Annotated in this window: 3 protein-coding genes, 2 tRNA genes and 1 pseudogene; all 6 read right to left on the bottom strand. The window is 64.3% G+C overall.

Features of this window, described 5'->3' with window-relative positions; translation table 11 throughout:
- Positions 1–378, bottom strand: a pseudogene (locus AC1DQP_RS17420) (MFS transporter); the annotation flags it as partial.
- A 396-nt stretch (positions 379–774) separates the two neighbouring features.
- Positions 775–851, bottom strand: a tRNA-Pro gene (locus AC1DQP_RS17415).
- A gap of 139 nt (positions 852–990) precedes the next feature.
- A tRNA-Pro gene (locus AC1DQP_RS17410) sits at positions 991–1,067 on the bottom strand.
- 62 nt (positions 1,068–1,129) lie between these two features.
- Entirely contained in the window at positions 1,130–1,237 is a 108-nt protein-coding gene (cydX, locus tag AC1DQP_RS17405; RefSeq protein WP_256775620.1) for a cytochrome bd-I oxidase subunit CydX, read from the bottom strand.
- 54 nt (positions 1,238–1,291) lie between these two features.
- A complete protein-coding gene (gene cydB / locus AC1DQP_RS17400) occupies positions 1,292–2,446 on the bottom strand; it encodes a cytochrome d ubiquinol oxidase subunit II (protein WP_478052089.1) in 1,155 nt (384 codons plus the stop codon).
- 15 nt (positions 2,447–2,461) lie between these two features.
- A complete protein-coding gene (locus AC1DQP_RS17395) occupies positions 2,462–4,045 on the bottom strand; it encodes a cytochrome ubiquinol oxidase subunit I (protein WP_256775617.1) in 1,584 nt (527 codons plus the stop codon).
- Positions 4,046–4,218 lie beyond the last annotated feature (173 nt).

Here is a 4,218-nt window from a genome sequence, read left to right as displayed (position 1 = left end):
CACCACCACGTTGCCGATGCCCATGCCGGCCAGCGCCACGATCGAGCCGAACAGCAGACTGCCGATACCGCCCGCCATCGAGCGCAGCAGCAGGCCGACCGTAGCCAGGCCCATGGCGAGCAGGGCGGTGCGTTCCAGGCCGATGCGGCGGGCGACCATGGGCGTGGTGACGCCGAACAGCGCGAACGAGGCGGTGGGCAGCATGCCGAGCACGCCGGTCATGGTGGTCCCAAAGCCAAAGGTCTGGCCGAGGAGATCCAGCAGCGGGGTCACCGAGGTGACCGCGGTACGCAGGTTCAGCGCAGCCAGCAGAATGGCGGCAAAGGCCAGGACGCGTCCGTGCAGGAGCGGCGATGCGTGGGGGGCGGCTTGGGTCATGGACATGGATCTCTTGCAGGTGGCGCAACACCGTGGGGCGGATGTGCGGAAACGCCGCTCCCGGCCAGTGGCGGAAGGCGGCGTGGATTCAAGGGCAGGGATGGGGCAGGCCGCGCGCATCCCGAAGGCGRGCATTGTACCCGCGCGGTCTGTCCGGGCGATGAAACGCGGTCACACCTGGCAGGGCCGGGATCGTGGACATGCGGACACGCGGTAAATCCGTCCATGCGGGCTCGTTGAACGCCTCACCGCTCCATGACGGTAGAGCCGAGCCACGCTCGGCTGCTCTCCGCCCGGCAAACGCACGGGCTGCCATAACCGCGGGGGCACGCAGAACGACACATACAAAAAAGCCCGGAGGACGTGAGTCTTCCAGGCTTCAATGTGACCAGTAATTGGTCGGGGAGACAGGATTCGAACCTGCGACCTCTACGTCCCGAACGTAGCGCTCTACCAGACTGAGCTACACCCCGTAAGKAGCCGCCTATTGTAGCCATCCCCGCATTCGGCGGCAAGGGGGATGTTGTATTCACCTTCGGTGCCGTGTTGCCACGGCCCTTTGACACGAACGCCTGGAAATGACGCCTCCAGGCTTCAATGCGACCACCGAAGTGGTCGGGGAGACAGGATTCGAACCTGCGACCTCTACGTCCCGAACGTAGCGCTCTACCAGACTGAGCTACACCCCGAAGGAGCCGACAAGGATACGGTGTGAAGACCGGGCCGGCAACCTTTTTTTACGCTTGCAGCGTCATGCGTTGTCGATGCGGCCGGTCTCGCGGGCTTCAAACCACATGCCGTTGAGGATGGCCACCACCGAGGCAAGGCCGGCGCCGAGGATCCAGGCGAAATACCACATGGTCAATCTCCTATGTACGGGGTAGGTGCCGACGCAGGGCCGGCACACGGGGCATCAATACGCGTTGGGGTTGTTGCCCATTTCCTCGGCGGTCGTCTTGCCCTTCATCACCCGGTAGACCCAGGTCGTGTAGGCCAGGATGATCGGCAGGAAGATGGCCGTGGCCAGCAGCATGATCCACAGCGTGAGATGGCTGGACGAGCTGTCCCAGACGGTCAGGCTGGAGATGGGCTGGCTGGAGGAGGGCAGCAGGAACGGGAAGATCGCAAAGCCGACGGTGAGGATGATGGCGGCGATGGAGGCACCCGAGGCGATKAACGCCAGGCCGCCGCGACGGGCCCGCAGCAGTACCGCACTGGCCAGTGCACCCAGCAGGCCGACGAGCGGGAACACCAGGGTCGCCGGCATGGTGCTGTAGTTGCGCAGCCAGCCCCCGGCGACGGTGCCCAGTTCGGCGGTCTTCAACAGCGGGTTGGTCGGGCCATCGGTGACCACCTGCGAGGTGATCTGATAGCCCGGCAGACCGAAGGCGACCCAGACGCCGGCAGCGGCGAACAGCACGAAGCTGATCAGCGCGGCGACGCTGCCATAGCGGGCCGAACGTTCGGCCACCGGGCCGTCGGTCTTGAGCACCAGCATGGCCGCACCGTGCGACACCAGCATGGCCACGCTGACCAGCCCGGCGACCAGTGCGAACGGATTGAGCAGGCCGAAGAACGAGCCGGTGTAGAAGATGCGCATGCTGTCATCGAAGTGGAACGGCACGCCGACCAGCACGTTGYCCACCGCCACGCCGGCGATCAGGCCCGGCAGCAGGCCACCGACGAACAGCACCCGGTCCCAGTTGTCGCGCCAGCGCTTGCTGGGCATCTTGCTGCGGTACTTGAAGCCGACCGGGCGCAGGATCAGCCCGAACAGCATCACAAACACTGCCAGGTAGAACCCGGAGAAGCTGACCGCATACAGCGGCGGCCATGCGGCGAAGATCGCGCCGCCGCCGAGCACCAGCCAAACCTGGTTGCCTTCCCATACCGGGCCGACGGTGTTGATCACCAACCGGCGTTCGTCATCGGTGCGGGCCACGAAGGGCAGCAGCGTGCCCACCCCGAGGTCGAAACCGTCCATGACTGCCCAGCCGACCAGCAGGATGCCGAGCAGCAGCCACCAGATCACGCGGAGCGTGGTGTAATCAAGTGCAATGAAGTCCATCTGGATTCTCCTGCCTCAGGCCTGGCCGGGGGCGGCAACAACGGGGGAAACGGGGCGGATGTCAGCCTGCAGCGAGGGCAGGATGTCGTCCGGACCCTTGCGGATCGCCTTGAGCATCAGCTTGACCTCGATCACCAGCAGCACCGTGTACAGCGCGGTGAACACCGCCAGCGTGGTCAGGATCTCGTGCAGTGCCAGGCCCGACGCTGCATAGAAGGTGGGCAGCACGCCATCCACCGCCCACGGCTGGCGGCCGTACTCGGCCACGAACCAGCCGCATTCGATCGCAATCCACGGTGCCGGCAGCGACCACACGGCCAGCTTCAGGAACCAACGCTTGTCCTGGAAGCTGTTGCGGCAGGAGAAGTAGAAGGCCACCGCGAAGAACGCGATCAGGTAGAAGCCCAGGCCCGCCATGATGCGGAAGGTCCAGAACAGCGGGGCAACGCGCGGCACGGTATCCATCGCGGCCTTGGAGATTTCCTCCGGGGTGGCGTTGAGGATGTCCTCGCGGTAACGCTTGAGCAGCAGGCCATGGCCCAGGTCCTGCCAGTGGCGGTCGAACATCTCGCGCGCTTCAAGATCGTTCTTGTCCTTGCGCACGCGCTCCAGCGCACCGTAGGCCAGCTGGCCACCGCGGATGCGGTTCTCCGCACGACCCACCAGTTCCAGGATGCCGGGAATCGGCTGGTCCAGCGAACGGGTGGCGATCAGCCCCATCAGGTACGGGATCTTGATCGCGTAGTCGTTGGTGTGGGTGGTCTGGTTGGGAATGCCGAAGGCGGTGAAATCAGCCGGGGCACGCTCGGTTTCCCACATCGCCTCGATCGCGGCCAGCTTCATCTTCTGATGTTCGCTGGCGGCGTAACCGCTCTCGTCGCCCAGCACCACCACCGACAGCGACGACAGCAGGCCGAACGCCGCAGCCACCGCGAACGAGCGGCGGGCCATGTCCCGGTGCTTGTTGCGCAGCAGGTACAACGCGCTGATGGACATGACGAAGATCGCGCCGGTCACGTAGCCGGCACTGACGGTATGCACGAACTTGGCCTGCGCTACCGGGTTGAACAGCACCGCGGCGAAGTCCACCACTTCCATGCGCATCGTTTCCGGGTTGAATACCGCACCGGTCGGGTTCTGCATCCAGCCGTTGGCGATCAGGATCCACACCGCCGACAGGTTGGTGCCCAGTGCCATCAGCCAGGTCACGGCCAGATGCTTCACCGGGGTCAGGCGCTTCCAGCCGAAGAAGAACAGACCGATGAAGGTCGCTTCCAGGAAGAACGCCATCAGGCCTTCAATGGCCAGCGGTGCGCCGAAGATGTCGCCGACGTAGTGGCTGTAATACGACCAGTTCATGCCGAACTGGAATTCCATCACCAGGCCGGTGGCCACGCCGATGGCGAAGTTGATGCCGAACAGCGTGCCCCAGAACAGGGTCATCTGCCGCCAGACCTGTTTACGGGTCATGACGTACACGCTCTCCATGATGGCCACCAGGAAGGACAGGCCAAGCGTGAGCGGTACGAAAAGGAAGTGGTACATCGCGGTCAGAGCGAATTGCAGCCGCGACAGTTCTACGACTGTCGAATCAATCATGGCCTGGCTACCTCGTTGGGTTTTGCCGTTTCAGGTGGCGGGAAGGGGGTCTACGGGATGAATTCTGTGACCTGCAACTTCAAACAGCCTTGATTCAGATCAATGTACAAACCCGGCGGCGAAGGAATCGTATGCCCCCGGGCACGCTGCGACCGCTTGCCGCACGGGTGCCA

The sequence above is a fragment of the Stenotrophomonas sp. P5_A8 genome (assembly GCF_056400545.1).
Note: the sequence above shows the minus strand (reverse complement) of the source record. Positions and strands in the feature narration are given on the sequence as shown.